This window comes from Paracoccus sp. MBLB3053 (assembly GCF_031822435.1).
GTDB classification, from domain to species: Bacteria; Pseudomonadota; Alphaproteobacteria; order Rhodobacterales; family Rhodobacteraceae; genus Paracoccus; species Paracoccus aurantius.
Genome location: NZ_JAVQLW010000004.1, coordinates 181,199 through 200,952 on the forward strand (window position 1 = coordinate 181,199; position 19,754 = coordinate 200,952).

19 protein-coding genes and 4 pseudogenes are annotated in these 19,754 nt (G+C 62.3%); 8 read left to right on the forward strand and 15 right to left on the reverse strand.

What is annotated here, in order from left to right; all coding sequences use genetic code 11:
• Positions 1 to 189 precede the first annotated feature (189 nt).
• Positions 190 to 768, forward strand: a complete 579-nt coding sequence (locus RGQ15_RS19455) for a hypothetical protein (protein ID WP_409201358.1) — start codon at positions 190 to 192, stop codon at positions 766 to 768.
• 162 nt (positions 769 to 930) lie between these two features.
• Here RGQ15_RS19455 and RGQ15_RS19460 read toward each other — a convergent pair.
• The 5 genes and pseudogenes from RGQ15_RS19460 to RGQ15_RS19480 all read right to left on the reverse strand — a co-directional run.
• Positions 931 to 1,325 (reverse strand): annotated as a pseudogene (locus RGQ15_RS19460) (DDE-type integrase/transposase/recombinase); the annotation flags it as partial.
• Positions 1,326 to 1,425: 100 nt separating this feature from the next.
• Entirely contained in the window at positions 1,426 to 2,244 is an 819-nt protein-coding gene (locus RGQ15_RS19465; RefSeq protein ID WP_311162464.1) for an SDR family oxidoreductase, read from the reverse strand.
• Positions 2,244 to 3,776 carry a tripartite tricarboxylate transporter permease gene (locus RGQ15_RS19470; protein ID WP_311162466.1) on the reverse strand — a complete coding sequence of 511 codons (1,533 nt, stop codon included), beginning with the start codon at positions 3,774 to 3,776 and terminating at the stop codon, positions 2,244 to 2,246. The genes RGQ15_RS19465 and RGQ15_RS19470 overlap by 1 nt, the downstream gene beginning before the upstream one ends.
• Positions 3,773 to 4,237 carry a tripartite tricarboxylate transporter TctB family protein gene (locus RGQ15_RS19475; RefSeq protein WP_311162468.1) on the reverse strand — a complete coding sequence of 155 codons (465 nt, stop codon included), beginning with the start codon at positions 4,235 to 4,237 and terminating at the stop codon, positions 3,773 to 3,775. The genes RGQ15_RS19470 and RGQ15_RS19475 overlap by 4 nt, the downstream gene beginning before the upstream one ends.
• Before the next feature lie 9 nt (positions 4,238 to 4,246).
• A complete protein-coding gene (locus RGQ15_RS19480) occupies positions 4,247 to 5,230 on the reverse strand; it encodes a tripartite tricarboxylate transporter substrate binding protein (protein ID WP_311162469.1) in 984 nt (327 codons plus the stop codon).
• 164 nt (positions 5,231 to 5,394) lie between these two features.
• On the opposite strand from RGQ15_RS19480, the gene RGQ15_RS19485 reads away from it, so the two are divergent.
• From RGQ15_RS19485 to RGQ15_RS19510, 6 genes and pseudogenes are all read left to right on the forward strand, one after another.
• A complete protein-coding gene (locus RGQ15_RS19485) occupies positions 5,395 to 6,144 on the forward strand; it encodes a FadR/GntR family transcriptional regulator (protein WP_311162470.1) in 750 nt (249 codons plus the stop codon).
• A complete protein-coding gene (locus RGQ15_RS19490) occupies positions 6,137 to 6,796 on the forward strand; it encodes an RraA family protein (RefSeq protein ID WP_311162472.1) in 660 nt (219 codons plus the stop codon). The genes RGQ15_RS19485 and RGQ15_RS19490 overlap by 8 nt, the downstream gene beginning before the upstream one ends.
• Before the next feature lie 263 nt (positions 6,797 to 7,059).
• Positions 7,060 to 7,199, forward strand: a pseudogene (locus RGQ15_RS19495) (IS5/IS1182 family transposase); the annotation flags it as partial.
• A gap of 74 nt (positions 7,200 to 7,273) precedes the next feature.
• Positions 7,274 to 7,414: a hypothetical protein gene (locus RGQ15_RS19500; RefSeq protein WP_311162473.1), complete on the forward strand. Its 141-nt coding sequence runs from the start codon at positions 7,274 to 7,276 to the stop codon at positions 7,412 to 7,414.
• A gap of 216 nt (positions 7,415 to 7,630) precedes the next feature.
• On the forward strand, positions 7,631 to 8,401 hold the full coding sequence (locus RGQ15_RS19505) for a transposase (protein WP_311162634.1): 771 nt from the start codon (positions 7,631 to 7,633) through the stop codon (positions 8,399 to 8,401).
• A pseudogene (locus RGQ15_RS19510) lies at positions 8,374 to 8,529 on the forward strand (IS5/IS1182 family transposase); the annotation flags it as partial. The gene RGQ15_RS19505 and the pseudogene RGQ15_RS19510, both read left to right, overlap by 28 nt.
• 830 nt (positions 8,530 to 9,359) lie before the next feature.
• On the opposite strand, the gene RGQ15_RS19515 reads toward RGQ15_RS19510, so the two are convergent.
• The 9 genes from RGQ15_RS19515 to istA form a co-directional block, all read right to left on the reverse strand.
• On the reverse strand, positions 9,360 to 10,094 hold the full coding sequence (locus RGQ15_RS19515; RefSeq protein WP_311162474.1) for an amino acid ABC transporter ATP-binding protein: 735 nt from the start codon (positions 10,092 to 10,094) through the stop codon (positions 9,360 to 9,362).
• A gap of 50 nt (positions 10,095 to 10,144) precedes the next feature.
• Positions 10,145 to 10,942, reverse strand: coding sequence for a transporter substrate-binding domain-containing protein (locus RGQ15_RS19520; RefSeq protein ID WP_311162476.1), 798 nt, complete (start codon positions 10,940 to 10,942; stop codon positions 10,145 to 10,147).
• Between the two features lie 19 nt (positions 10,943 to 10,961).
• Positions 10,962 to 11,618, reverse strand: a complete 657-nt coding sequence (locus tag RGQ15_RS19525; RefSeq protein ID WP_311162477.1) for an amino acid ABC transporter permease — start codon at positions 11,616 to 11,618, stop codon at positions 10,962 to 10,964.
• A complete protein-coding gene (locus tag RGQ15_RS19530; protein ID WP_311162478.1) occupies positions 11,619 to 12,287 on the reverse strand; it encodes an amino acid ABC transporter permease in 669 nt (222 codons plus the stop codon).
• A 63-nt stretch (positions 12,288 to 12,350) separates the two neighbouring features.
• A complete protein-coding gene (locus RGQ15_RS19535; RefSeq protein ID WP_311162479.1) occupies positions 12,351 to 13,361 on the reverse strand; it encodes a LacI family DNA-binding transcriptional regulator in 1,011 nt (336 codons plus the stop codon).
• Between the two features lie 339 nt (positions 13,362 to 13,700).
• Positions 13,701 to 15,122, reverse strand: a complete 1,422-nt coding sequence (locus tag RGQ15_RS19540) for a UdgX family uracil-DNA binding protein (RefSeq protein WP_311162480.1) — start codon at positions 15,120 to 15,122, stop codon at positions 13,701 to 13,703.
• Positions 15,123 to 15,136: 14 nt separating this feature from the next.
• A complete protein-coding gene (locus RGQ15_RS19545; RefSeq protein ID WP_311162481.1) occupies positions 15,137 to 16,363 on the reverse strand; it encodes a putative DNA modification/repair radical SAM protein in 1,227 nt (408 codons plus the stop codon).
• A gap of 362 nt (positions 16,364 to 16,725) precedes the next feature.
• Complete coding sequence (istB, locus tag RGQ15_RS19550; protein ID WP_311162482.1) at positions 16,726 to 17,520, reverse strand: IS21-like element helper ATPase IstB; 795 nt, start codon at positions 17,518 to 17,520, stop codon at positions 16,726 to 16,728.
• Complete coding sequence (gene istA / locus RGQ15_RS19555; RefSeq protein ID WP_311162483.1) at positions 17,510 to 19,039, reverse strand: IS21 family transposase; 1,530 nt, start codon at positions 19,037 to 19,039, stop codon at positions 17,510 to 17,512. Before istA ends, istB begins: the two co-directional genes overlap by 11 nt.
• A gap of 171 nt (positions 19,040 to 19,210) precedes the next feature.
• On the opposite strand from istA, the gene RGQ15_RS19560 reads away from it, so the two are divergent.
• Positions 19,211 to 19,405, forward strand: coding sequence for a hypothetical protein (locus tag RGQ15_RS19560; RefSeq protein ID WP_311162484.1), 195 nt, complete (start codon positions 19,211 to 19,213; stop codon positions 19,403 to 19,405).
• A 22-nt stretch (positions 19,406 to 19,427) separates the two neighbouring features.
• Here the strand turns inward: RGQ15_RS19560 and RGQ15_RS19565 are convergent.
• A pseudogene (locus RGQ15_RS19565) lies at positions 19,428 to 19,717 on the reverse strand (IS5/IS1182 family transposase); the annotation flags it as partial.
• Between the last annotated feature and the right edge of the window lie 37 nt (positions 19,718 to 19,754).

Here is a 19,754-nt window from a genome sequence, read left to right on the forward strand (position 1 = left end):
CTACAGATCCGCGCTCGCAGCGCATCCGGGCGGGCCGCAGGGGCGACCATTTAAAGGCTCGGGCTCGCAGCCCATGCTTGTTCGTCGGTCTGCCCGCACTCACGTGCTCCCGGCGCCCCAGAATCCGGATGGTCTCACCATAACGCCGATCCTGAAGAACCGGCAGAGGCTCGAAGCGCCGCTCCTATCATGCCGGATAAGGGCCGGGTTGAGCGCGCCAATCGAACGCTGCAAGACCGTCTGGTCAAGGAGTTGCGCCTCGCCGGCATCCGCGACATCGCCACAGCCAACCTATTCCTGCCGGGCTTCACCGCGGGCCACAACCTGCGCTTTGCCCGGGTCCCTGCCCGGCTTGATGACCTGCACCGGCCGTTGAACCTGGCGGCGTCACGACTGCAGGACATCCTGTGTATCCGCGACCAGCGCCAGGTCGGCACCAGCCTCCCCGTGCATTACGAGCGCCGGAAATACATTCTGGACGACAGCGCGTTGGCGCGCAGCGCGATCGGCAAATATGTCGAGACCTATGCCCATGCCGACCGGCGGCTGGAGATCCGCTGGAAAGGCGTCGCACTGCCCTACCGGGTCTTCGATCCCAGCCAGCAGCGCGTCACCCATGCCACCATCATCGAGAACAAACGGCTCAGCGAGACACTGGCCTGGATCATGGCCCAACAGCAGAATGATGCCCCGCCCGAGATCGGGCCGGGGCCGGCTCCTCGCCTGTCGCGACCGCCCTGCCCCGATGCGACATTTCTAAATGGCTGACAACACGACATTTTAACTTGGTGACAACACGACCTAAGGTTGATTTTCATTGACCAGATTCAGATCTTCGCGTTCAAGTTATGCAACATCTGGCGAATTACTCTCAGAGACGTGTCGGAATCCTGCGGCGTGACCTCATCGACCGTCACGGACACCCTGCGCACCGAGACGCGTGATCAATTTTTCCAGAAAGCGCTTTACCGCCTTTGCGTTTCGGCGCAGTTGAAAAAAAGATTGTCCCGCACGTCGCCGTTGGCATCAGTCGCACGCCCGAGCCAGTGCTTTTCAGCGTTGATCGTAACCACGACCTCATCAACGCGCCATTTGCCGTTCGGCCTTGACCGGTCGCGGCGGATGCAGGTGGCAAAATGCGCGCCCAAGCGATTGACCCAGAGCCGGAAGGCCTCTCGGCTGACAATGATACCGCGCTCGGCCGATAGATCCTCACCATTCCCCACACTCAGCGCGAGCCGAAGGTACTGCCAGAGAACGCAGGAGATGATCACATGCGGATGGCGAAAGCCTTTCGGGGGCGGCATTGAGCATGAAATCTTCATCCAGAAGCGCTATCCGAATGAGGCCCGTCCATCAATTTGGCCATGCCCGCCGGAAACAACGAGCTGGGTCGGGTCTCATCTCGCGGCGCGCGGCCTCCCCCTACCAGGACGTGAACCCACCATCCAGCACGAGGTTCGCTCCGGTCATGTAGCTCGATGCGTCCGAGCCGAGGAACTGCACGATCGGACCAAACTCGTCGATTTCGGCCTGCCGTCCCATCGGCACGCGCTCGAGGAAGGCTTCGATGAATTCCTTGTCGAAACTGCCAGTCTTGACCCCGCCGAAGGTGACGAGATTGACGCGCACGCCCTTCTTCGCCCAATAGGTCGCAAGGTAACGGGTCATGTTCAGAAGCCCCGACTTGGATGCCGCATAGGAGATCGCCTTGATGAACGGCTTGCCGTCGCGTTCCTCGCGATAGGCGTAAAGCGCCTGGTTCGGCGAAACCATGCCATACATCGAGCCGACCATGATGATCGAGCCCCTGCCCGCCTCGGCCATGCGCGAGCCGACGACCTGCGTGGTCAGCATGACCCCGGTCAGGTTCGTGTCGATGACCTCGTCCCAGTATTTCTGCGGGTAGACCTCGAAGGGGGCATTCTGGTCGGCGTCGCCATCCGGCTTGCTGTCGATGCCCGCATTGTTGACCAGGATATGCGGCACGCCCCAATCCGCGATCAACTGATCGGTCGCGGCCTCGAGCGCCTCCTTGTCGGTGACGCTGGCGACATAGACGCGGATGCGATCGGAAAGGCCGGGGAATTTCTCGGCGATCTGCTCGGCGCTGAAAGGGCGACGGCTGAAGATTGCGACACGGGCCCCGCCCTCGGCCAAGGTCTTGCAGAATTGCGTGCCGAGCTGGCCCAGACCGCCGGTCACGACGGCAATGCGGTCCTCGATCGAAAATGCCTTGGTCATCAGTTTGATCCTTTTTGAATGGTCGGAGTACCGGCGGGCATGGCCGGCTTGCGCCGGAGCGCACGGACAAGGGTGAATGCGATCATGAAACAGACCAGCGCGCCCAGACCCGCAGCCACCGGGCGCTGGAAGAAGCCCAGCAGGTTGCCGTGCGAGATCTGCATCGACATGATGAAGTTGCGTTCGAGCACGGGCCCCAGCACGAGCCCCAGGATGACGGGGGCGATGGGGAACTGGTTGCGCTCCATGACATAGCCGACAAGCCCGGCGACGATCATCGTCCCGACGCCGAACAGGCTGTTGTTGACCGCATAAGAGCCGACGAAGCAGCAGATCAGGATCATCGGAACGATCACCGATCGGGGCACGGACAAGACGCGCCTTGACGCCTTGATCGCGAGATATCCAAGCGGAAACAGCAGAAGGTTCGCCACGAAGAAGCTGAGGATGATCGAGGTCGGCATGACCGGGTTCTCGACGAAAAGACGCGGCCCGGGCGCGACGCCCTTCATGAACAGGACGCCGACCGCGATGGCGGTGACCGCGTCGCCGGGGATGCCGAAGACCAAAGCCGGGATCCAGGCGCTGGACAGGCCCGCATTGTTCGAGGATGTGGCCTCGATCAGCCCTTCGGGGTGGCCGGTGCCGAATTTCTCGGGCGTGCGGGAAAAGCGCCGGCTCATGCCATAGGCGATCCAGGCCGCCAGATCGCCACCCACCCCCGGCAGGGCCCCGATGGCCGAGCCAAGCGCGGTGCCGCGCAGGAGGCTCATGGGATAACGCCCGACCAGCGAGAAGATGCCGCGATACGGCCGGTAGACCTCGCCCTTGGGCGGGGCGGGCAGATCGAAGGCGCTGGCGGAAAAACCGCGCAGGATCTCGGACATGGCGAACATGCCGATCATCACCGGGATGAAGCTGACGCCTCCGGACAGTTCGACGCTGCCGAAGGTAAAGCGCGGCTGGCCGGTCGTCACGTCAAGCCCCACGGTCGAGACGAGCAGCCCGAGCAAAAGCGAGACGCCGCCCTTTGCGGGCTGCGGGCTGCTGACCAGCGCGCAGGTCAGAAGGCCGAGGCAGGCCAGCCAGAAGAATTCGAAGCTGGAAAAATTCAGCGCGACCCGGGCCAGAAGCGGCCCCGAGACCAGCAGCACGAGCGCACCGATCAACCCGCCCATCGCCGAGAAGAAGAAGCCCAGCGAGAGGGCTTCGCTGGCGCGACCCTGCCGCGTCATCGCATAGGCCTCGTCGGTATAGGCGGCCGAGGCGGGTGTGCCCGGAATACGCAGCAGAATGCCCGGAATATCGCCCGCCGTGATCGCCATCGCCGTCGAGGACACGATCAGCGCAATGGCCGGCAGCGGGTCCATGTAGAAGGTCAGCGGCACCAGGAGCGCCGTGGCCATGGTCGCGGTCAGCCCCGGCAAGGCGCCGATAAACAGCCCGTAAACGGCGCCGATCAGGATCGAGGCAAGAACCTTGAACTGCAGCACATTGGCGAGCGCCTGCGACAGAATGTCGAGATTCGTCACAGGATGCCCTCCAGCGGTCCGGCCGGCAGATCAACGAACATGATACGGGAGAAGACCAGGTAAAGCGCCAGCACGAAAGACGGCGCGATGACGGCCACCGTCAGCGGTCGCGCGCCCATCAGAACCATCAACCCCGCCATGAAAATGATGCCAAACAGCGCAAAGCCCATCGGTTCGAACAAAACGATTCCCGCGCAAAGCCCGCCCACGACCCAGATCGCCGAAAGCAGCTTGCGCGGCGCGACCCGCCAGTCGTCGAATTCGGCAAGCGGCTCGCTGTCGCGCAACCCCGATCGCGTCAGGACCGCCCCGAACAGCACGAAACCGCAGCCGCAGATCACCGGCATCAGGTCCGCGCCGAAGCGCACCCCGGGCACGTCGGGGATGCGCATGGCGGCAAGGATCACCGCCGCCCCGAGCAGGATAAGCCCGGGGCCGACAATTCTGTCGCTGAGTTTCATCGTCCCGCCTTACTTGGCCAGTCCGGCGGCGCTCATCGCCTCGCCCAGCCCGGTTGCGGCGGTCTCGACCGTGGCCTGGAAGGTGGGTCCGTCCTGATAGGCGACCGAGAAACCGCGCGAAGCCATGAGCGCCTGGAACTCCGCATCCTCGGTGATGTCCTTGAGCGCCGCGCTGACCTTCTCGACCACTTCCGGGGGCAGGTCCTTGGGACCGGCAAGCCCACGGAATGGCAGGGGCGACCAGCTTATGTTCAGCGCCTCGTCAGCGGTGGGCAGGTCGGGATAGAGGTTGCTGCGCTCGCCCGAGATCAGCGCAAGCGTCTTGGCTTCGCCGGCTTCGACCAGCGCGCGTGCCTCGGCAGGAGAGGTCGAAACCACCTGGATTGCGCCCGCGGCAAGCTGCTGCAGCGCCGGGGCCGAGCCGTCCGAGGCGACCCAATTGGCCTTGATCGGGTCGACGCCAACCTTGCCCAGCATGCCGACCCAGGCGAGGTGCGACAGGCCGCCACGATTCGCCCCGGATGCCGCGAGGCTTCCCGGATCGGCCTTGACTGCCTCGACGAGGCTGCCCAGGTCCGCATAGGGCGCATCGGCCCGCACGTTGACAGCGATCGGATCCGCATTGAACCGGCCAAGATAGGTGAAGCTTTCGGGCGTGACGCCCGGCAGACCCTGCGACTTGTACATCGCGCTTTCGATGGTGATGACGCCCAGCGTGTACCCGTCCGGCTTGGCCTCGACGATGGCGCTATGGCCCACCAATCCGCCCCCGCCCGTCCGGTTCACGACATTGAACGGCTGTCCGAGACGTTTTTCCAGTCCCTCGGCCACCGCCCGCGCGGTCGCATCCGTACCACCGCCCGCCGACCACGGCACGATGAGTGTCACGGCCTTTTCCGGCCAATCCGCCAATGCGGTGGTCGCCGTTAGTGCAAGCATCAATCCCGCCGCACCCAGCACGCGTCCGGCAAATGAAGCTGTCGTGAAAGCCATGGGTCTCTCCTCCCCCTCGCTGGTCCCGTGCCGCGCCAGCCTCCTCGCCGCGCGACACTTGACATATGACTTATGTCATAAGTAACCTAACCTTGCCGCGCGCCTTGCGTCAACAGCGCAGTTCGCGGGCGGCGACAGGGTTTTGGACAAGGAAATCACCGCAAATGAAGGCCTCGCCGCAGAGCGTACAACGGGATAGGCTCCATGCGACCGTTTCGGCGGCGCTCGAGTCGCGCATCCTTGGCGGAGAGCTGAAGATCGGGGACAAGCTGGATTCCGAAAGCGCCATTGCAAAGGAGTTCGGCGTCTCGACGCGGGCCGTGCGCGAGGCGATCCAGACGCTCGAAACCAAGGGGCTGGTCCAGCGCCGCCACGGCGACCGCACGACCGTCGTCCGCGAGGATGTTGGCGAATTTCTCGGCACGCTTGCCGTGAGCATTCGCCAGCAGTTGTTCAGCGACCCTGCCTATCTCGAAGAGCTGATGGCGGCGCGCCGGATGATCGAGACCGAGGTTCTGGAAATCCTCTGCGCGACTCCCGGGCCGGTGGCCGCTGCCGTGACGGACGCGCTGGACCGGATGCGTCTCGCGCGTGATGCCGGAGACTTTTCCGCGTTCGTGGATGCCGACGCCGCCTTCCACCTGGCGCTGGTCCATTCGGCAAGGAATCGCATCCTTTCCATCGTCTACGACAATTTTGCCAATCTGATCGGCGAAGTCATCCAGCTGACCAGCCGGGTGCCCACGAAATCGCTCGAGGCGGCCTATGACGAGCACGCCGAGATCTATGAATGTCTGCGCAGCGGCGACGAAATCGGGGCCAAGTCCCTGATGCGCGCGCAGATCGACAACAGCGCCCGCTATTTGCGGATCGCCATCGACAAGGCCCACGAGGAGGAGACGGGGAATGCCTGATTTCGACTATTCGGATACTGATTGGAACGCGATCGGGCGTCTGTCCAAATGGTATTCCGGCGATATCCACGACAGCATGGAGGCGCTTGGCCTTTGGGGTCATCTCGACGGCATTCGCTTGCTGGGCGCGCTGTCTGACGGCGAAGTCGTATGCGGGCCGGCCGTAACCGTGCTTTTTGGTCCCTCGGATCGCAAGGGCGAACCGCAGGATGTCTATCACAATGCCATCGACAATGCCCCGAAGGGCGGCATCCTCGTATGTGACGCATCCTGCGCGCCGGGTTCCTGCTCGGGCGAACTCATGAGCACCGGGGCCAAGACCCGCGGAGCAGCCGCGACGATCGTCAACGGGACCGTCCGCGATCTCGCGCAGGTGCGGCGACTGGACTATCCGCTCTTCGGCCTCGAACCCAGTCCCGTGGGCGTGACCGGCAAGAAGGAACCGATTGAGGCCCAGGTCCCGGTTACCATCGGCCGCGTCACGATCCGGCCTGGCGACGTGATCTTCGGCGATATCGACGGCGTGGTGTGCATCCCGAAGGAGCATCTTGCAGCGGTCGCCGACCAGGCGGACATGCTTGGCGAGCATGAGGCGGCGGCGCGCGACCGGATCCTTGCGGGCGAGAAGTTGCAATCTGTCTGGCCCGCCTGACGCGTTCAGGTCGAAGGCTCAAAGTGGTCTGCTACTGGCGCAAGTCTTGTCGTGCCTTTCATATTGCATGATCACATCATCGACCGTCCGCTCGGACGGTCAACCTGTGCCCGCAACCAAAACAGGTGGACGCGGGCATTTTTATAGGCAAGGACTGCCGCGCCAAATGCCGTGTTCCAAGCGCGAACATGCGGCCGCAAGCGGCCTGTTCGGCACCAGACCCAGTCGGATGCTTTCAGCCTTTGCGCCGAGAAGACGAACACGCGATCCTTCCGATCCGTCGTAACCGTCGCATCTGGAAGGAAGACTGTCCGGCTGCCCTCACGCGAAACGAGATCCTTCGGACCACCCGGCATATGGGCCGAGCGCTCTGGAAAAAATGGGGGGATTCCATGTTCGATCACACTACACGACACAAAGCTGGTTGAGGGCGGCGAGATCGATTCTACTGGGCGACTCCGCCCAAGGATACGCCCGATGCTTCACCGCACTATCGCCACCCTCGCTGAGATTTTGCGTCCGGAACTGGCCCTGAGCAAGAGCCGCGTCGAGACGCTCTGCATGATCGTTATCGGAATGATCAGCGCGCGCACCGCGTATCTCAGCCACCTCGCCTGAGAACGTCCTGGAGCGGCGCAGCCTGCCTCGACCTATCGGCGGTTGCAGCGGTTTTTCCAGCATGTCCGACTCGAGCAGGACTGGGCGCTGCCGTTGCTGGTCCGTCTTCTTGGCTCCAACGGCTCGTGGCATCTGGCACTTGACCGAACCCAATGGCAGGTCGGGCGGGTCGAGGTGAACTATCTCGTGCTTGCCGTCGTCACCCGCCGCTTTCGGGTGCCCCTGATCTGGGCCCTGCTCGAAGGACGCGTCTGCTCCGAGACAAACGCGCGCATCGCCCTGATCAAGCGCTATCTCGACCATTTCCCGGCCACAACCATCCGCATGCTGCCGGCCGACCGCGAGTTCACCGGAGCTGCATGGCTGAAATTTCTCAATGATCACAATATCCCCTTTGCCATTCGCCTGAAGGAGAGCCTGCGCGTCACCACCGAGGACGGGCACGACCTGACCCTGCGCGCACGCCTCCATCACGCCCGGCGCAGCCGCACCTTCCGCGCACGGATCGGTGCCAGCGAGAACGCCGCAGCAAGTGATGCGCCGCTCCTGCATTTCGCCGCAAAGCGGCTTGGTGACGAATGGCTCATCATCGCGACCAATGTTGCCCCGCGGGCCGCTCTGGAAGCCTACCGCAAGAGGTGGGCGATCGAATGCCTGTTCGGAGATACCAAGACCCGTGGCCTCAACCTCGAGGACACCCGCCTGCGAGAGCCTCGCAAGCTCGGCCTCCTGATGCCCTTGTTGCTCTCGCAATCGCATGGGCCGGGCGAACGGCTGCAGATCGCCTCGGGCGCGGGAGCCCGCCGCGGAAGGCCCATGGATATTACGCCAAAGCGTGGTTCCGCGTCGGTTTCGATCACATCCGACATCGTCTCCGGGCAGACCCGCTCGAGGCCATCCGGCCTTGGCTCAGGATTGCCTCAAATACAGAGAAAATGGCCGGAGTCGTGTAGTGTGATGTTCGATGTCGGGTTGAGGCAAAAATGACCTGCCTCAAGCTCTTCGGCAAACGGATCATGTCACGGGAACCCGCACGTCAGACCGCCGAAATCCAAATCTGCATCATGAACCGTTCCTCGGCCTTGGGAAGAGCCGTGGTCGAGGCTGTCGCCTGACCGCAGATCGGAAAGATCTCACTCAACCTTGCGACGGTTTGTGCAACATCGCCCTCGCGCCCGCCAAATTGCTGGAGTTGCGACCGCGCGGTGGCCTCATCACCGCCCGCTGGCGAGCCGGTAGCGTGATTCAGGACGAAGCGCATAGACCACGGCCACGCCATTCTCGCCGTTCCAGGTCCGCGCGTAAGCAGAAGACAGGGCCCTGCGGCGCGATCCGAAGAAAACGGCATTCGTTCTCGTCTGGCAGGACGGCATCGACACTGATATCGGCGCGGGAGATAGGGAGGCATCCGGCAGCAGTTCGTCGCATTGGCAGGCCTGTGGCGGCTCAGCCTGCTGATCGGGCTAACCCTCTGGGTCATGCTGGCCTAACTTGGGGGGCTGCGCGACCGCCGGCGGTCGTCGACGACAGTGGCCGATCCTGACGGCCCGGTGCGAGAACTTTGCGACGGAACCTTCGTATGTGGCCCCCTTGGTCGAACGGAAGATTCGGTGTCGATCTTAACGCTGAAAACAGCCGCGTGTCCCCGTGCCATCATTGGCCGGTTGATCGGTGAAATGGCGTCCGTGCCAGCTGAGGCTCAATGCTCGATCACCTTCACCGAGGCCTCGAATTCGTCGCTAGCCGCGATTCGGAGAGGGGCATGGTCACCAAGGCCTGGTTTTGTGACTCGCCAGGCGCCGTGGCAGAAGGACCAGGCCCATGCCGTCAACTCCCGTGCCCGACCGGTACTTGCCTTTACCCTTCCTCAAGGCGCCATTCAGTCAATTGCTTTCCTGTGTCAGGCCAGATTAGATCCGCCGCCTTTGCCGCCGACCGTCCAACCTCAAGCGATCTGGCCAAGGAAATTCTGCAAGCGCTCGTTCCTGGGGTTGTCAAAAAATGCGGCGGGTGCGTTTTCCTCGACGATGACGCCCTTGTCCATGAAGATGACGCGATCAGCGACCGCACGGGCGAAGTCCATTTCATGGGTGACGCACAGCATCGTCATCCCCTCGCGCGCGAGGTCGATCATGGTGTCGAGGACCTCCTTGACCATCTCGGGGTCCAGCGCCGAGGTCGGCTCGTCGAAAAGCATGATCCGAGGCTTCATGCAGAGTGCCCTTGCGATGGCCACGCGCTGCTGCTGACCGCCCGAGAGCTGGGCCGGGTATTTCTCGGCCTGTTCGGGAATCCGCACCCGCTCGAGGAACTTCCGGGCGGTCGCCTCGGCCTCGGCCCGCGGCGTCTTGCGGGTCTTCATTGGCGCGAGGATGCAATTCTCCAGCACCGTCATGTGCGGGAACAGGTTGAAATTCTGGAAGACCATGCCGACATCCTGCCGGACTTTCGCGACATTCTCGCCGCCTGCGGTCAGCTCGACCCCGTCCACCGTGATCGTGCCGGCCTGGATCGTCTCGAGCTGGTTGATGGTGCGGATCAGCGTCGATTTTCCGGAACCCGAGGGACCACAGATGACGATGCGCTCGCCACGTTCGACGGTCAGGTCGATATCGACCAGGGCGTGAAACGCGCCGTAATACTTGTTGACGCCGCGCATGATGATGGCGTGTTCAGACATGGTCCGGCTCCGGAAAAGGTGCCCGACCTCTTCGGGTCGGGCGGCAAAGGTCACTCGGCGGTCTTCACGAATTCGGGCAGAGGGCCGCCCAGCCATTTCTCATGCACCTTGTCGAGCATGCCGTCCGACTTGGCCTGAGCGACAAAGGCATTGATCTTTTCCAGAAGCGCATCGGAACCGGGGGCGACGGCGATGCCCTGCACCTGGCTCGACAGGTCGAACTTCTTGTCGAAGCGGTCGCCCGCGGCGGCATTGACCTGCGACATCACGACGTTCGACGCGCCGATCAGCTTGACCTGCCCCGACATCAGCGCCTGGACCGCGCTGGCATCATCGTCAAAGCGACGGATATCCGCATCCGCGGGCGCGACATTGGTCACACCGGTGTCCTGGGTGGAAGCCCGGGTCACCGCGATGCCCTGACCCGAAAGCGCCGCCGCGTCCGCAAGCGGGGTGGCCTTGTCGCCATAGACCGCGATGCTGATCCCGGCATAGGGCTTGGAGAAATTGACCTTTTCGGCGCGTTCCTTGGTGATGCCCAGCGAGGCGACGAGGACGTCGACCTGCCCCGACAGCAGATAGGGGATGCGGTTCGGACCCGTCACCGGAACGATCTCGGCCTTGACGCCCAGATATTCGCCAAGCGCTTTGGCCACATCCGCGTCGTAACCATCCGGCTTGCCTGCGGTGTCCAGGATGCCGAAGGGCGGGAAATCGACCAGCATCCCGATCTTGACCGTGTCCGCGGATTCGATCGCGGCAAGGTCGGTTGCCAGCACAGGGCCAGCCAGTCCGGCGGCAAGCGCGCTGGCGGCAAGGGTGGCAAACAGGCGGCGGTTCAGCTTCATTGGGTTTCCTCCTCTGTGGTCAGCGCGTAATTGCCCGGCGCATGCGGGTTTCCATCCGCCTGGCCAGCAGCGAGAGCGGCCAGCACAGCGCGAAATACAGGATTGCGACCGTGCCAAAGACGAGAAACGGCTTGAAGGTCGCGTTATTGACGATCTGTCCGGCCCGCGTCAGCTCGGTGAAGCCGATGATCGAGGCAAGCGACGTGCCCTTGATCAGCTGCACCAGAAACCCGACCGTCGGCGCCGTAGCCACCCGCATCGCCTGCGGCAGGATCACGTGCCGCATCCGGTCGGCATAGCCAAGGGACAGCGCCGTCGCCGCCTCGGTCTGGCCCGACGGCACGGCCTCGATCGAACCGCGCCAGATCTCGCCCAGATAGGCGCTGGCATGAAGCGTCAGCGCGACGGCGGCCGCCAGCAACGGATTGATCGGCAGGCCGACCACGGCAAGCCCGAAATAAACCAGAAACAGTTGCATCAGCAGCGGCGTGCCCTGAAACACCTGAATGAACCCCGCCGCGAATTGCCGAAGCGCCTTGCGCTGCGAGGTTCGCGCCAGTGCGATGGCCATACCCCCGAGCGCCCCTCCGGCAAAAGCGATCGCCGACAGGATCAGCGTCCAGCGTACCGCCATGACGATGAAGATGACATCTGCGGTTGAAAAGACGCGGATCATCTAGCGGCTCGCCGGATAAGAGAACGCGACGCGCCGGATCATTGCAAAGACCGCCGAAAAACCTGCGGCCAGCAGGAAATACATCACCGTCAGCACCAGATAGACCTCGAAGCTGGCGAAGGTCTTGGCGTTCAGGTCCGCTCCGGCCGAAGCAAGGTCATTGGCCGAGATCACCGAGACCACGCTGGATGTCAGCATCAGATAGATGAACTGGCTGGTCAGCGCCGGGTAGATATTGCGCATCGCGGGCTTCAGGACGACATGGCGCAGGATCTGGACCGGGCTGAGGGCCAGCGCCCGGCCAGCCTCGATCTGACCTTGCGGGATGGATTCGATGCCGGCGCGGATGATCTCGGTTCCGTAGGCTCCGACATTCACGACAAGCGCCACCAGCGCTGCAGTGTTGGGCGACATCGCGATACCGATCGCAGGCAGGCCAAAGAAGATGAAGAATATCTGGATCAGGAACGGCGTGTTTCGGATCACCTCGACATAGACATCGACCAGCCAGCGCAACGGCCGGATGCCCGAGGTCTTCGCCACCGCGCCCAATACGGATACGACGAGCCCAAGCACCATCGCCATCAGGGACAAGCGGACAGTCAACCACGCGCCGTGGAGCAGCATGTCAAGATTGTCGAATATGGGCTGGAAGTTGAAGTGATACATCTGCCCTCCCCTGCCGATGTCTCTTCCAATTTGGATCGATCTAAATGGCGAAAATCAGCCAAGTCAAACGATTCTGTTCCCGCTGCTTTCACGGACCTTAAGCTGTCCTGAAAGGATGCTGCGTTGGATCGAGGCCTTGGCATCGGTCATGCGCCTAACAAGAAGACGCGCCGCCAATTCTCCGATGCGTTGGGGCATCATCGCGACGCTGGTCAGCGAGGGATGCAGCAATTCGGCCAGCGGCAGGTCGTCCAGCCCGACGACCGCCATATCCCTTCCCGGAACCTTCCCGGCTTGGCGCAACCCTGCCATCAGACCGGCCGCCAGAACGTCATTGAAGCAAAGGACAGCCGTCGGACGAGCCGGCAACTCCAGGATCCGGGCTGCGGATCGCGCGGCGCCCTCCCAGCTCAGTTCCGCCTCGACGATCCCGCCATTTTCCGCGCCGGTCTCGATCAGCGATTGCGTCAAACCTTTCAAGCGCTCTTCGCGCGCCGACGTTTGCGCGGCCACCGAAAGAAAGGCGATGCGGCGATGGCCAAGTGAGACCAGGTGCCTCATCGCAAGCGCGACAGCGTCTATGTAATTGCCGCCGGCGAAATCCGTCTCCTCTACGCCGATCTCGCGCAGAGCTTGCACGACCGCCAGATCCCATTGCCGCAAGCGTCCCAGAAGTCGCGGATCGGTATCCTGCGCCGGACAAAGAATGACGCCGTCGACCCCATGGCCGCGAAAGCGATGCAGGATCTCGTCCTGTCGGGTCGGGTCGTCCTGGCTGTTCGCCAGAAGGACAACGCGCTCTCCCTCCCCCATCACCTGCTCGACGCCCGAAAGGAATTCGGTGAAGAACGAATTTACGAGGTTAGGCACCAGGACCCCGATGGTGCGACTGCTCTTGTCGCGCAATCGCGCTGCGCCGATGTCTCGCACGTAGTCCAGGCTGGCCATCACCTCTTCAACACGCAAGCGGGTGGCCTCGGCGACCAGAGGCGATCTGCGCACGACCAGTGAAACCGTGGCACGTGATACACCGGCCACACGGGCGACATCCCGCAGCGTGATTTTGCTTTGCATCCTTCCCCCGTATTTCTCCCAGACAAGGTAATTGATGGCCGTCGCGCGTTGAAGCAAGTGACTTGCTGCCCGTCAGGTCGATGTGATCCGCACCAAATCCCGCCGAGGCTCTGAATTGATGCGGTGGATGCTTCCACCCAACGGTATCGCCTATGCCATGAAGTTTTCATCGGAGCCGAAGGATGGCAGATCGATGACGACACCGTTCAGGATGCTGGTAAGCGACTTGGCGAAGGGCAGTTTTCAGGTCTGCGCGATCGGACGGGATGGGGCGTATGTGGTGCCGACGCTCGGCGCCCAAAATAACATTTCACTGACGCGATAGCCTAGTCGGTGCTTTCAAGCAGTTTCCCCGAATGATTGCTCGGCCGCTCGGCTCAAGTCTCGGGCCATTTGTGCCAAGATCTCTGCCCGGTGCTGCGGATCGGGGAGACGCAAAATATAGGAAGGGTGCCACGAGATCATAATGGGCCCGCCGTGAAACCCGATCTCGATCACACCGCGGCGGCCGCTGAGCGCTCCAACTTTGCCGGTCAGTGCAAACGCGGCCGAGGCGCCAAGTGCAAGGACCAATTTGGGGCGAACCAGCGCCAGCTCCCGCTGGAGCCACCAGCGACAGGCCTCTATCTCGGTGCGGTTTGGGTTCTGGTGCAGCCGCCGCTTGCCTCGTGGCTCAAACTTGAAATGCTTCACCGCATTGGTCAGCCATAATCTGGCCGGATCGATGGCCGCCTTGGTGAGTTCGGCGCGCAGCAACTGCCCCGCAGGACCGACAAAAGGACGGCCGGCAAGATCCTCAACGTCACCCGGCTGCTCGCCCACTATCATCAGGGCGGCATCCCCAGCGCCCTCCCCCCAGACTGTCTGAGTTGCCTTTTCGCAAAGCCCGCAGAGGCGACATTGCGCAGCCGCGACTCCGGCATCGGCAAGCGTCCGGGGAAGCTCCTCTGCACTTGGCATTCCGGAACGGTAGCGCTCGGAAACGCGCTCGGCCCCCGGACGGGGGGCCGAGGCGCCTGCGGAATGCATCTGTCTGACACGCCCTTCTGCCTTGGCCAGCATGTCGGGAATCAGTCGCGTTTCGGGCAGATTCTTCCAGTATTTCCGGGGCATCTCTGATCGCATGGCGCCAAGCTTGATCCGCGCCGGATTGAAGATGTTCTCGAAATAAATGCCCCAAAGCGCCTCCGAGGCGTCTGGCGGCAGGTCGGGTGGTGCGCTACCCTCTCGATAGGTCAGCTCTCCGCCCTCGCAATGCGCAGAGAGTCCGGGAGTTGCGATCATCCAGTCCGTGTCAGAGAAGCGACTCTGAAAGAAAGGCACAGCAGGTTCGAGAATGTTGTGCTGCGGTTCGAACCAAGCGGCGAAACGCCGTCGCCTAGCCTGCCGTGGTAACTCGCGAAAGCGCAGGAAGGCATGCATTTTATGAATGTCCCGCCGAACAGATTTTTCCATAAGCCGCAAGGTTTGCCCCAAGGGATCGGCCGGCGAAAGCGGGTCGCCGACGCACCTGTCGAGCCGCCAGAGCGCTTCGTAAAGGCGGGCAAAGCGCTCCGGCGCGGAATGCCATATTACCGTCTGCGCAAGGTCAAGGAAGGCGGCGGGAACGCGGGGCACATGACTGCCTGCCTCTTTCGGAAGTTCCGCGCCGGCGAAAAGCCCGCCATCGCCCGACCAGTCGATCAGCGCGGGTGGGACAGCGTGGCCAACTGCACGCCGCGCCGTCTCACGCCAAACGGCGAAGGGAGCGCGCGTCGGCATCGTAACGGAATAATTCATATCAGTTGAAGCTGGCAAGGCGGCGGAGCGAAGCGTGCACGCAATTCTGCCGCGTCCGTGAGCCCACCGGGACTCCAATCTGGCATGGTGACGAAAGCGCGCGCCTTTTTCATCATTGCGCCGATGCGGACCAGATCCTGAAAGCGCAGCGCCGCATTTTTACGTGCGGTGAGGATGCGGTCGACCGTTCGGGTGCCGAAGCCTGGAACGCGTAGCAGCATCTCGCGCGGGGCCTGATTCACGTCCACCGGAAAAATGCCCCGATTTTGCAACGCCCATGCGAGCTTCGGGTCTATGGCAAGGTCCAGATAGCCATTCTCAGCCGAGCTGGTCAGATCCCGCACCGAAAACCCGTAGAAGCGCATCAGCCAGTCGGCCTGATAAAGTCGATGCTCACGAAGCAAGGGCGGCTCGACCAGCGGCAGGGCAGCGGAGGAATCGGGGATCGGGCTGAAGGCTGAGTAGTACACGCGGCGAAGCCTGTAGCCGGTATAAAGCCTGCTCGCAGTGCCGAGGATTGCCGCGTCATCAGCCCCATCAGCACCCACGATCATTTGCGTACTTTGTCCGGCGGGCGCGAATGGCTGGGACTTGCGGCCCGTATGGGTAGCCTCGCCCGCCGCTTCATGCTCAAGCCGCACCTGTGCCATCGCGCCCCGTATGGTTTCAGGACGTTTCTCAGGCGCAAATTTCCTGATGCTAGAATCCTTCGGCAGCTCGACATTGATCGAGAGCCGGTCGGCCATAAGCCCAGCCTCACGGATCAATTCGGGCGCAGCATCGGGGATGGTCTTTAAGTGAATATATCCCTTGAAGCCATGCTCGTGCCTGAGCGAGCGCGCAATCCGGACCATATCCGCCATCGTATCGTCGGGAGAGCGGATGATCCCCGAGGAAAGAAATAGCCCCTCGATATAATTGCGACGATAGAACTCAAGCGTTAATGTCACGACCTCCGCGACCGAGAAACGCGCGCGCTCGACATTCGAGCTGACACGGTTCACGCAATAGGCGCAGTCGAATATGCAGAAGTTCGTCATAAGTATTTTAAGAAGTGAGATGCAGCGCCCGTCCGGCGCATAGGCGTGGCAGATCCCGGCGCCCGCGCTCAGTCCTCCTTTCGCCTCTTCCCGGGACTTCATTCCGCTCGAAGCGCAAGAAGCGTCATATTTTGCCGCATCCGCGAGGATCGCCAACTTGTGCTCAAGGGTCATGCCTGCCATGGCAGCACGCTATATGTTCATGTTTTGTTCGTCAACGATCTGGGTCATCATTCGCGCAGTTGTGATCCGATTGGTCGAGCCGATCATCCGGAAATGCGCTGAGGCAAGCGCGGCGAGGCTTGACCTCCAAGCCGCCACTTTCCTCTGATAGATGTAGGGCCAGGATGGCAGCACAGTTTGGGATTGGGTGGTCATGCCCTCCTAGCACGTTGCTGAAAAATGCTGGGCTCAACGGGGGCGTCAGAACATGATTCAAGGTCCCGGATTGCGAGAGGGAAAGAGCATGCGTTGTTGATTTCCACCCAGAACTGACCCGGGTTTTCCATCGAGAATTGACCCACCTTGAGATTATGTTGGGCGGGTCATGACCGGGTCAAGACATCGGTGTCCTCCCTCTTCTTGCGTGTTGCGGCAGCCGAGCTTGCCTTGAAGCGGAAGCTGACATTGCCGGTTTCCAGAATGTGGCAGCGATGGGTGAGCCGATCGAGCAAAGCGGTGGTCATCTTGGCATCGCCAAAGACCGTCGCCCATTCGCTGAAGCTGAGATTGGTGGTGATGATGACGCTGGTGCGCTCGTAGAGCTTGCTCAGGAGGTGGAAGAGCAGCGCGCCTCCTGATGCGCTGAACGGCAGGTATCCCAGTTCGTCCAGGATCACGAGATCCAGCCGCATCAGGGTTTCAGCCAGTTGGCCAGTCCTGCCTCTCGCCTTTTCCTGCTCGAGCGTGTTGACCAGTTCTATCGTCGAGAAGAACCGGACCTTACGGCGATGATGCTCGATGGCCTGGATGCCAATGGCGGTCGCGACATGGGTCTTTCCGGTGCCCGGCCCGCCAATCAGCACGATGTTCTCGGCACCGCCCATGAACTCGCAGCGGTGCAGCTGGCGCACTGTCGCCTCATTCACCTCGCTGGCCGAGAAGTCGAAGCCAGACAGGTCCTTGTAGGCCGGAAAGCGGGCGATCTTCATGTGATAGGCGATGGAGCGAACTTCTCGCTCGGCCATTTCGGCCTTCAGCAGCTGTGTCAGGATCGGCATGGCGCTTTCGAAGGCCGGTGCGCCTTGCTCTATGAGATCGGTGACGGCTTGGGACATGCCATGCATCTTGAGGCTGCGCAGCATGATCACGATGGCGCCGCTGGCAGGATCATGACGCATGGCGGCCTCCGGTCATGTGGGCGCGCAGTCCATCATAGCGTTCGACATTGGCCTTTGGCTCTCGACGCAGGTGCAGCGCCTGGGGCGTGTCGACGGGTGGGCTGTCGGTCTTGCCGTCGATCAGGCGGTGCAGGATGTTCAGCACATGGGTCTTGGTTGCCGCGCCCTCGGACAGCGCCAGTTCGACCGCGGTCAGCACCGCTTGTTCGTCATGCTGCAGAACCAGGGCGAGAATATCGACCATCTCGCGATCACCGCCAATCCGCCGCAGTATCTGCTCCTGCAGGCGCTTGAAGGCGGGCGGCAATTCCGCGAATGGTGCCCCGTTGCGCAAAGCGCCGGGTTTGCGCTGGATGACAGCCAGATAATGCCGCCAGTCGTAGATCGTGCGCGGCGGCAGGTGGTGCGAGCGCTCGATAACCCGTTCATGCTCGCACAGGATCTGCCCTTCGGCGGCAATGACCAGGCGCTCGGGATAGATCCGCAGGCTCACCGGGCGATTGGCGAAGGACGCCGGAACGCTGTAGCGATTGCGCTCGAAGCTGATCAGGCAGGTGGGCGAGACGCGTTTGCTCTGCTCGACAAAGCCGTCGAATGCGGGTGGCAGGGCCATCAGCGCCGCCTGCTCCTCGGCCCAGGCATCGGCGATGCTGCCAGCACGGGTTCCAAGCGGGATCTCGCGCCACAGTTCCATGCAGCGCTGCTCGAGCCAGGCGTTCAGAGTTGCTAGGTCCGGAAAGTTCGGCATTGGCTGCCACAGCCGCGGGCGCGCATCCTGGACGCTCTTCTCGACCTGTCCTTTCTCCCAGCCCGACGCCGGATTACAGAATTCCGGCTCGAAGACATAGTGATTGGCCATGGCGAGGAAGCGCATATTGACCTGACGTTCCTTACCGCGGCCAACGCGATCCACGGCGGTCCGCATATTGTCATAGATGCCGCGTTCCGGAATGCCGCCGAAGACGCGGAAACCGTGCCAATGGGCATCAAACAGCATCTCGTGGGTTTGCAGCAGATAGGCGCGAACCAGAAAGGCCCGGCTGTGGGACAGCTTAATATGGGCGACCTGCAGCTTGGTGCGTTCTCCGACCAGAACCGCGTAATCCTCGCTCCAATCGAACTGGAAGGCTTCGCCTGGGCGGAAGGCCAGCGGCACGAAAGTGCCGCGTCCCGTGGTCTGTTGTTCACGCTGCCGGTCGGCTCGCCAGTCCCGGGCAAAGGCGGCGACACGATTGTAGGAACCGGTGTAGCCGAGCGCGACCAGGTCGGCGTGGAGTTGCTTCAAGGTCCTGCGCTGCGTGCGCGACTTGGTCGTCTCGGTCTTCAGCCAGGCCGCGAGCTTCTCGGCGAACGGATCGAGCTTGCTCGGGCGCTCGGGCACCGAGAACTTCGGCTCGATCGTGCCGGCGTTCAGATACTTCTTGATGGTGTTCCGAGATAGCCCAATCCGGCGGGCTATCTCGCGGATCGGCAGCTTCTCACGCAGCGCCATCCGCCGGATGACATTCAAAAGTCCCATGTGGATCACTCCGTTACCCCCGCCGCTCATCGCGTTGGGGAAGGGTCACATGGGTCAAATCTCAATGGAAATTACGTGCCAACCCGGGTCAGTTTTGGGTGGAAATCAACACGTGGTGGGTGCTGTCACCGATCTGACCATTCTGCAGCCTCACTCAGCGGGGTGTTCTATATGATCGCATTCGAGGATGCCGAGGGCGAGGCGCTGTCAGGCGACCAGAGCTGCACGTTGGACCTGCCGGCGGACCTGTTCTGGTCAGTGACACTCTGCGAGGCCGAGAACGCTTCGGGTCTCGACATCGGCCAGCCCTTCCCGTCGCTGGGCAAGTTGAACGGGCCTTGTTGTGCTGATCGAACGCCTTCATGAGGGTTCCCTTTCCCCGCCCGCTTTATGCGACAGTTTCGATCACGGCCCATCCGAAGGCTGAGGAGCGGTTCATGATGGCAATGCGGATCTGGATTTCGGCAGCCTGACGGTTTGGGTCTCGTGACATGATGCGATCGCCGAAGAGCTTGAGGCGGTTCATTTGGGCCTCGACGCGACTTCGGGCGGGGTAGCCGACCCATTTCTTCCAGATCGACCGTCCCAGGCAGTGTGTCGCCTTGAGGATGTCATTCGCGAGAGCGCAGCCGGGCAATCCGGTTTCCAGGCGCGGGCATTGCGACGGATCGGAATGAGAGGTGGTCGCACGAACTCGGACCAGGAGCTAAGCTTG

Bases quoted from the DNA above. Each gene is read 5' to 3' on its own strand.
- RGQ15_RS19455 (WP_409201358.1), top strand. From the start codon at position 190: ATGCCGGATAAGGGCCGGGTTGAGCGCGCCAATCGAACGCTGCAAGAC.
- RGQ15_RS19465 (WP_311162464.1), bottom strand. From the start codon at position 2,244: ATGACCAAGGCATTTTCGATCGAGGACCGCATTGCCGTCGTGACCGGC.
- RGQ15_RS19475 (WP_311162468.1), bottom strand. From the start codon at position 4,237: ATGAAACTCAGCGACAGAATTGTCGGCCCCGGGCTTATCCTGCTCGGG.
- RGQ15_RS19480 (WP_311162469.1), bottom strand. From the start codon at position 5,230: ATGGCTTTCACGACAGCTTCATTTGCCGGACGCGTGCTGGGTGCGGCG.
- RGQ15_RS19485 (WP_311162470.1), top strand. From the start codon at position 5,395: ATGAAGGCCTCGCCGCAGAGCGTACAACGGGATAGGCTCCATGCGACC.
- RGQ15_RS19490 (WP_311162472.1), top strand. From the start codon at position 6,137: ATGCCTGATTTCGACTATTCGGATACTGATTGGAACGCGATCGGGCGT.
- RGQ15_RS19500 (WP_311162473.1), top strand. From the start codon at position 7,274: ATGCTTCACCGCACTATCGCCACCCTCGCTGAGATTTTGCGTCCGGAA.
- RGQ15_RS19515 (WP_311162474.1), bottom strand. From the start codon at position 10,094: ATGTCTGAACACGCCATCATCATGCGCGGCGTCAACAAGTATTACGGC.
- RGQ15_RS19520 (WP_311162476.1), bottom strand. From the start codon at position 10,942: ATGAAGCTGAACCGCCGCCTGTTTGCCACCCTTGCCGCCAGCGCGCTT.
- RGQ15_RS19525 (WP_311162477.1), bottom strand. From the start codon at position 11,618: ATGATCCGCGTCTTTTCAACCGCAGATGTCATCTTCATCGTCATGGCG.
- RGQ15_RS19530 (WP_311162478.1), bottom strand. From the start codon at position 12,287: ATGTATCACTTCAACTTCCAGCCCATATTCGACAATCTTGACATGCTG.
- RGQ15_RS19535 (WP_311162479.1), bottom strand. From the start codon at position 13,361: ATGCAAAGCAAAATCACGCTGCGGGATGTCGCCCGTGTGGCCGGTGTA.
- RGQ15_RS19540 (WP_311162480.1), bottom strand. From the start codon at position 15,122: ATGCCGACGCGCGCTCCCTTCGCCGTTTGGCGTGAGACGGCGCGGCGT.
- RGQ15_RS19545 (WP_311162481.1), bottom strand. From the start codon at position 16,363: ATGGCAGGCATGACCCTTGAGCACAAGTTGGCGATCCTCGCGGATGCG.
- istB (WP_311162482.1), bottom strand. From the start codon at position 17,520: ATGCGTCATGATCCTGCCAGCGGCGCCATCGTGATCATGCTGCGCAGC.
- istA (WP_311162483.1), bottom strand. From the start codon at position 19,039: ATGGGACTTTTGAATGTCATCCGGCGGATGGCGCTGCGTGAGAAGCTG.
- RGQ15_RS19560 (WP_311162484.1), top strand. From the start codon at position 19,211: ATGATCGCATTCGAGGATGCCGAGGGCGAGGCGCTGTCAGGCGACCAG.